The organism is Streptomyces sp. NPDC111516, assembly GCF_055635345.1.
This window is the reverse complement of record NZ_JBVKBV010000034.1, coordinates 42,837-50,182: the sequence shown is the minus strand read 5'-3', so window position 1 is coordinate 50,182 and position 7,346 is coordinate 42,837. Positions and strand designations below refer to the sequence as shown.

Genomic DNA, 7,346 nt, shown 5'->3' with positions numbered 1-7,346 from the left:
ACACAACAATCCGCCTCGCCCGGACACCCCCGTCGTCGTCCTTGCCAAGCCCACCAAAACAGCCCCAACCCCACGGACGCAGCACTAAAACACCGGTATTGACTCTAGGGGCAGCTATCTGCGGTTGAGTGGGACGGGGGCCCGTCCGTTCGCCCCCTCGGCCGAAGGTAGTGCAGGTCAGACCTCGCTCCACCGCCCGGTTCAGGCCCTCCACCGTGCCCTTGAGGTGCGGGGTGTACATGGGCAGGTCCTCGACCATGACGTCGAGGGCATTGAACGCGGCGGTCACCGTCGCTGACAGGAAGTCCTTGCCCCGGTCCACCCTCACCTTCTCCGGCAGGCCGCCCTGCGGCCCGCACGGCTTCTCGCGCACCACCGCCGCCCGCAGCGCCGCCAGGACAGCCTCCCGAAGGGGCATCCGGGTGCCGGTCGGCCCACGTCCGGGCGTTCGGCGGCGTCGGTGATGAAGTTCAGTGCGTCGCAGGACGCCGATGCCGCTGGTCCCTGGCGGGAGCGGTGGACGACGAAGGCCACCGCGGTCGCCGGTTCCCACCACAGCCGGCCACGGGTGGCGGTGACGGTGATCCGCGCCTCGCGAACCGGGTCGGGCGAACGGATCACGTCGTCCGCGTCCAGCATCGCCGGGCAATGCACCTAGCGCGTCGATGGCGCACATCCACCACACCTCGTCCCCTGCGATGCTCACCCGGTGGGCTGGCAGCACGGCAAGGCGCGCGCCGCTGGCTCCGCCGTGACCGGTCAACCCCTGTAGCGTTTGACCTCGGTTCTCCCTTGGCGGGCAGTCAGCGAGGGGCTCCGCATGTCGAAGGGTGGATGGCGGATGCACACGATCACCGACTGGCTCGGCAGCCTTTCCGGTCCCGTGGTCTACGCCGTCGTGGCGGCCCTGGTCTTCTGCGAGGACGCCCTGTTCGTCGGCTTCGTCCTGCCCGGCGAGACCGCAGTGGTCGTCGGCGGCGTCCTGGCGAGTCAGGGCAAGGTCTCTGTCTACTGGCTCGCCCTGGCCGTCGTCCTAGCCGCCATCACCGGAGACAGCGTCGGCTACGAGATCGGCCACCACTTCGGCCCGAGGATTCTGGAAACCCGCCCGCTTCGCCGTCACCGCGACCGCGTCGAAAAGGCCCAGGACATGATCCGCCGCCGCGGGGCCGCCGCCGTGTTCTTCGGTCGCTTCATCGCCTTCTTCCGCGCGATGATGCCCGCCCTGGCCGGCATCTCCCACATGCCCTACCGCCGATTCCTGCCCTTCAACGCCCTCGGCGGCCTGGCCTGGGGCATCGGCTTCACGCTGCTGGGCTACTTCGCGGGCAGCGCCTACACCAAGGTCGAACACCAGGTCGGCCGGGTCATCGCGGTATTCCTCGCCGCCGTCGTGATCGCAGCACTGATCGCGTGGCACGTGCGGCGGCGCCGGCAGCCCACCGGCGAGGGTGAACACGACAAGCCGGGAGACGACAAGCCGGGGCAGGGCGAATAGCCGATCCGCCTCTCCGAGAGCCGGTGCTGCAGGCTTCAGCGACCTGCGCCAACATGCCGACAACCCTCGCTCTCGAGCAATGGGGAGCGGGTGCCCTTCAGTAGTTCACCGCTGACGAGCTTGCCCAGTAGCGGTGCCAGCGTGATCCCGCTGTGGGTGGCCACCGGATAGACCCGGGCGGTATCGGTGACGAAACCGACGGCGGGCAGCCCGTCGGCAGGCCGCGCGCGCTGACCGACCTTGAGCTTCTCGGCGCGCCCGAGGTGTTGTCGAACAGCCGGTTCAGCCGGCGCAGCATCTCCTCGCCGATCAGTGCCGTGGTGTCGGCCTGGTACGCGGGGTCGGCGCGGTGGTCCAGATTTCTGGGACGCGGGAGGTGGAATGGGGGCATGGATGAGCACTCCGGCGCAGCTCACGAACCTCGACATACGACGATCCGATCGCCTCGGCAGCATTCTCCGCGAGTACGAGCATGCCGCATGACCTGCGCAGACGGGGCTATCGGCAAGGACAGGACCACATCCATCTCCTCAGGCTTTGTCAGCCACGGGGTACGGCACGAGCGTGCCGGCGTTCGGGTCGATGCGCAGGGGGACCGAGCGGCGGCGCTGGGCGTTGCGGCCAGTCGAGGCGATCGCGGACGCGGAAGCCCATGCCGGCGGCAAGTGGATGCGACCGGGTGCGGCGAATGCTTCGTAGCGTTCCACAGCGGGCAGGTGCCGCCGCAGCGGAAGAAGTGGAAGCCGGTCGCCGACTGACGTTTGGACATGTTGCCGACGTGGACGAAGGAGAAGCGGACGCCGCACAGTCCTCGAAAAGCAGTGCCATCCACCTCGAAAAGCTCCGCTGAAACGCCTCGTCCCTGTGCCGGAGGTAATACGTGTCGTAGGTGTGGTCGTCATTGCTGGGCAGCCAGTTGCAGCTGGTTCCGGAGCTGGTCGAAGCGGGCAATGCTGTCATCGAGACCTCCCGGACGGGAGCGCAGGAGCCAGCAGGAACGTTGCTCTGCCAGGAGTGGTTCGAGTTCTCGGAGCAGAAGGTGGGCTGTGGTGGGGTCGATCCCGGCAGCCTCGGCACGTGCCCCCGCGCGGGCCCGGAGCAGGCGCACAGCGAATTGCGCGAGGGCGATGGCGTGGTCGAGTTCACGGAGCAGCACATCGCCGTCGCCGGCGGCGGGCTCGGCAGCGGTGAGATCGCGGCTGCAGGCGGCGAGCGTTGCGGCGGCGACGTCGAGGTCCTGCAGCAACGGGTAGGTTCGCATGGGACAGGTACGGTCCGGCAGCAGGGCGCGGGTGAGCGGGGAGGCGTTGAGAAGCGGGGGGTTGAGGGTGCGGGCGATACGGCCGAGGCGGTCCAGTACGGTTCCGCAGCACGTGGTCGTTGAGAACGGCGGCGATGTCAACGTCTCGATTGGCCTGAAGACACCAGCTTACGGCGCCGCCGAAGACGGCCGGGCCGAAGGTGATCGACGGCGGGTCCCACATGCCCTGGTCACCCCAGGAGGTGAGCAGGTAGCCCTCGGCTCCGTGTTCGAGTCCCGCCTCCGCCGCGTCGACCATGTTCTCCACGGCGTTGTCGAGCCTGCCGATCAGCGAGTTCCAGTTGCCGGCGCCAGGAGCGACCCAGAACGCGATTCCGGCCTCGCGCAGCATTTTGGCCCGGCCCCGGAAGCCGTCGCGCAACTGGTCGACGTCCGCGCCCGTGCGCTGCCAGGAGCTGAGCTCTTCGGTGTCGGCAGCGATGACGTCGGCGGCTTGCCGCGGTGAGTCGTACTGCCAGATGACGGGCACGGCTCCTTGCGGCACGCGGTCCATCAGCTCGGGGTGGGCGGTGAAGACGTCGGCCCGGAACTGCACGGTGTACCCGGCATCCAGCCAGGGATGCATGATGCGCTCGAGGTGGGTGAGGTAGACCTCACCGAGGCCGTCGCGGGCGGTCTGTTCGCGGGAGTGGCCGGTGCCGAGTTCAAACGGCTCGTCGGCTCCGATGTTGATGCGCTTGGTGCGGATGTTGCCGGTCATCTCCTCCAACAGACCTGTGCCGAACGCGGCGTTGTCCGCTGTGGGCGCCAGGGTGCTGGGCGGACGGTGGACGCCGCCGCGCTCGAACCCGTCCGGGTTCTCGGCCCGGTGCGCGTAGGCGGCGTGGGCCAGGAAGCGCTCCATGTGGCCGAAGGTGTTCTGGTTCGCCACCAGGTCGATGCCGTGCGCCGCGCAGCGGGCGTCGAGCCATCGCAGATCCTCGGCGGCGAGCGGGGAGGCGTCCTGCCAGACTTCCTGGTGGTCCCGGTAGGCGTAGGTGTGTTCGCAGTAGAGCTCGAGCTGGTTGAAGCGGGCCAGGGACAGCAGGGACAGCCACCGCTCCAGGGTGCGGCGGGTCGGGACCCGATCGCGGCTGATGTCGAGCAGGAAGCCTCGGACGGCGAAGTCGGGGTGGTCGGCGATCTCGTAGCCCGTCTCGGGAAAGTCCGGGGCGGCGCGCAGCTGGTCGAGGGTCTGCAGCCCATAGCGCAGGTCGGCTGTGTCGCGGTGGTGAAGGGAGATGCCTGCCGGGCTGGTGTGCAGCCGGTAGCCCTGGGCCGGCAGGGAATCGTCCATGGACACGACCACAGGTGCATCGAACGCGGCACCACCCGACCACGTAGTCATCGAACGCGGGCGGGGGAAGGGGATGACAGGCACAACCAGTCTCCTGAACGTGGGAGGCGGTATACGGGGCAGCACGGCCCTGCCCGTTGCAGAGCAGGACGCGATGACGTGCGCGGTCGGCACACCGACGAGGCCGCGCGTCTGCACCGGCTGTGCCCCTGCCGTGCACGGCAGGGGCACAGGCAGGGATCCGAGGGACCTGTACAGCAGGCCCGGCCGCCCCAAAGGCCGGGCACGCGAGGGACGTTACTGCGCGGCGCGGACGCCCTGGTCGAGCAGTGCGGCCGCGTGAACGTCCGTGTAGATGGTGCAGGACGGGTGAGTGCGCAGGATGGTGCTGGGCCACCGGGTGCTCAGGGGCGCCTGCATCGTCGCCTGTACCGCGTTGGCCTTCAGTGCGCCGGGAACCATACAGAACAGATGGGCGGCACTCATCAGCGTCGGGATCGTGACCGTGATGGCGGCCGAGGGCACATCAGCCAGCGCGGGAAAGCAGCCGTCAGCGACTTGCTGCTCGCGGCACGCCTGGTCGAGGGAGACCGGTTTGACTGCCTGGGGATCGGTGAAATCTGCCACGGGCGGGTCGTTGAAGGCCAGGTGGCCGTTCATGCCGATCCCCAGGCAGACGATGTCGATCGGGTGTTCCAGCAGGAGCTTTGCGTAGTGGCCGGCGGAGGCTTCGGGGGTCTCAGCACCGGTCGTGTCGATGTAGTGAACAGCGGCGAAGGGGAGCCGATCGAAGAGGGCCGCGCGCAACCAGTTGCCGAAGCGTTCCGGCGCCTCAGGCGGCAGCTCGAGGTACTCGTCCATGTGGAAGGCCGTGACGCGCTTCCAGTCGATGCCCGGCCGGCGGATCAGGGCGGCGAGCGTCTCGGCCTGGCTGGGCGCCGCGGCGAAAATCATGCGGACATGGTGCTGTTCGGCCAAGATCAGGCGGAGCCGGTGCGCTATTTCCTCGGCAGCCGTCTCGCCCAGCGCCTGCCTGTCCGGGAACACTCTCAGCCCGGCATCAAGGTCGTTTGGTGGCATGCCCTGGAGTCTGGAGTGCAACCGTTTGCACGTCAAGAGGCATCGCCCCGTAAGGTGTGCGCATGCCGACTCGCCCACGCTCCTCCTCCGGAATCACCATCGGCGACGTGGCCTTCGCCGCCGAGGTCTCGCGCTCCACGGTGTCGCGCGCTTTCACGCGGCCCGACCTGCTCAGCCGCGAGACCGTCGATCACGTGCGGGCCGTCGCGGAGCGCCTTGGCTACATCGGCAACCATGCGGCACGGGCGCTGTCGACCGGACGATTCGGCAACATCGCGATGGTCGTGCCCGACGTGGCGAACCCGTTCTTCCCGCCCATGGTGCGCACGGTGCAGGCGCGGGCCGAGCAGGCCGACCTGGCCGTGTTCCTCGGGGACGCCGATGAGTCCGCCGCCCGGGAGGCCAAGCTGGCCGCCCGGTTCAGCCCGCAGGTGGACGGGTTCATCCTGGCCTCCTCCCGGCTCGAGGCAGAGGTGGTGCGGGAGTTGGCCGCCAGCCGCCCGACCGTCCTGGTCAACCGGGACATCGAGGGAATTTCCCGTGTGCTCATCGACTCCTCGGGCGGGATGATCGAGGGGGTCTTGCACCTCAAACGGCTGGGACACCGCAAGATCTCCTACCTGGCCGGGCCGCGCGACTCCTGGTCCGACCAGCAGCGCCGGGTGGCCATCCGGCAGGCCGTCGACGACGCGGACATGCACGTCGAGATCATCGAGGTCGGACGTCCCAGCTATACGGCGGGCCGGGACGCGGTGTCCGCGCTGGTGGAATCGGGGGCGACGGCAGCGGTCGCCTTCGACGACGTAGTGTCCCAGGGGGTGCTGGCGGGCCTGGAGCTGCGGGGTATCACCGTGCCCGACGACTTCGGCCTCATGGGCTGCGACGACACGCTGGCCGCGCTCACCACACCGGCCATGACCAGCGTGTCCGCCGCATCAGCCGCCGCGGGAACCGCAGCCGCCGACCTCCTGGTGCGCATGCTGGAGGCAGGGCGCACGGAACCGGAACGGCTGACCATCGCCACCCACCTGGTCATCCGCGCCACCACGGGACCCGCGCCCCGGTGACGAATGTGTTACGGCAGAACTTCCTCCGCGCACCCCCATTGACGATGCAAACGGTTGCATGTTTCAGTTCCGGCCATGACACGCATCGCCGTTGCAGGCGCAGCCCATCCTCATGTCGACTATGTGCTCGACGAAGTGAGCCGGTCCCCGGAACTGCAACTGGTGGCCGTCGCCGATGCCTGGCGCGAGTTGGCCGAGAAGTGTGCTGCTCCGCACGGGGCGCGAGTCTTCACCGATTACCGCCGGATGCTCGATGAAGTGCGGGCCGATGTGGTCGTGACGGCCGGCGTCTACGGCGACCGCGGCCGGATCGTCGTCGACGCACTGGACACCGGCTGCCATGTGCTGGCGGACAAGCCCTTGTGCACCACCCTCGACGAGGTCGATGCCATCGCCTCGGCGGCACAGCGCAGCGGACGTCATGTGGTGCTGATGCTGGAGAAGCGGTACTACCCGGAGACGCTCGCCGCGCTCGATCTGGTGCAGGCGGGCGCACTCGGGAAGATCACCGGCGTGCTGTCCTCCGCGCCGCACAAGCTCAACCGGCCCCAGCGGCCCGCGTGGTTCTTCGACCGGGCCCGCTACGGAGGCATCCTGGCCGACCTGGTCGTCCACGACATCGATGCCGCCTTGTTTTTCACCGACCTCACCACCGGCACCGTGCGCGGCAACGTCGCCGGCACGGTGCCGGGGACGACGGACTTCGCCCCCTACGGCGTCGCGACCCTCGCCGACGCAGGTGTCCTGGTCACGGCCGAGGTCAGCTGGATGACCCCGGCGGCCTCTACGGTGCACGGCGACTACCAAATGCGGCTGGTCGGTACCCGCGGCACCGCCGAACTGCTGTGGGCCCGCCGCCGTCTGGTGGTGACCACCGACGAGCACGCCACGCACGACGTCGCGCTGCCCCAGGGCTTTCGGCCCGCCCAACTGCCCCTGCGGGCCCTGACGCACGGTGAGGTTCCTGCCATCTCCACCCGGCACAGTCTGCTGGCCACCCGGCTGGCGCTGCTGGCCCAGCAGTCCGCCGACGCCGGCGGCACGAGCATTGCCTGGTCGGCGGACCCGGCCCGCTCCCTCTGACTCCCTCCCTCTGACGCCCTG

The 7,346-nt window shown here is 69.1% G+C and carries 6 protein-coding genes and 2 pseudogenes; 3 read left to right on the top strand and 5 right to left on the bottom strand.

Features of this window, described 5'->3' with window-relative positions; genetic code table 11:
* Positions 1-187: 187 nt before the first annotated feature.
* Positions 188-415, bottom strand: a pseudogene (locus tag ACZ7L9_RS35260) (Mu transposase C-terminal domain-containing protein); the annotation flags it as partial.
* Complete coding sequence (gene merB / locus ACZ7L9_RS35255) at positions 325-639, bottom strand: organomercurial lyase (protein WP_471421613.1); 315 nt, start codon at positions 637-639, stop codon at positions 325-327. The gene merB and the pseudogene ACZ7L9_RS35260, both read right to left, overlap by 91 nt.
* Before the next feature lie 181 nt (positions 640-820).
* Here merB and ACZ7L9_RS35250 point away from each other — a divergent pair, with 181 nt between their 5' ends.
* Complete coding sequence (locus ACZ7L9_RS35250) at positions 821-1,498, top strand: DedA family protein (protein WP_471421612.1); 678 nt, start codon at positions 821-823, stop codon at positions 1,496-1,498.
* Between the two features lie 530 nt (positions 1,499-2,028).
* Here ACZ7L9_RS35250 and ACZ7L9_RS35245 read toward each other — a convergent pair.
* The 3 genes and pseudogenes from ACZ7L9_RS35245 to ACZ7L9_RS35235 all read right to left on the bottom strand — a co-directional run.
* Positions 2,029-2,306 (bottom strand): annotated as a pseudogene (locus ACZ7L9_RS35245) (short-chain fatty acyl-CoA regulator family protein); the annotation flags it as partial.
* Positions 2,307-2,640: 334 nt separating this feature from the next.
* Positions 2,641-4,095, bottom strand: coding sequence for a glycoside hydrolase (locus ACZ7L9_RS35240; protein WP_471421611.1), 1,455 nt, complete (start codon positions 4,093-4,095; stop codon positions 2,641-2,643).
* Positions 4,096-4,392: 297 nt separating this feature from the next.
* Positions 4,393-5,196, bottom strand: coding sequence for a glucosamine-6-phosphate deaminase (locus ACZ7L9_RS35235; protein WP_471421610.1), 804 nt, complete (start codon positions 5,194-5,196; stop codon positions 4,393-4,395).
* Positions 5,197-5,237: 41 nt separating this feature from the next.
* Between ACZ7L9_RS35235 and ACZ7L9_RS35230 the strand changes: the two genes are divergently transcribed.
* Positions 5,238-6,242, top strand: coding sequence for a LacI family DNA-binding transcriptional regulator (locus tag ACZ7L9_RS35230; RefSeq protein WP_471421609.1), 1,005 nt, complete (start codon positions 5,238-5,240; stop codon positions 6,240-6,242).
* Positions 6,243-6,317: 75 nt separating this feature from the next.
* Complete coding sequence (locus ACZ7L9_RS35225; protein WP_471421608.1) at positions 6,318-7,325, top strand: Gfo/Idh/MocA family protein; 1,008 nt, start codon at positions 6,318-6,320, stop codon at positions 7,323-7,325.
* Positions 7,326-7,346: the final 21 nt, after the last annotated feature.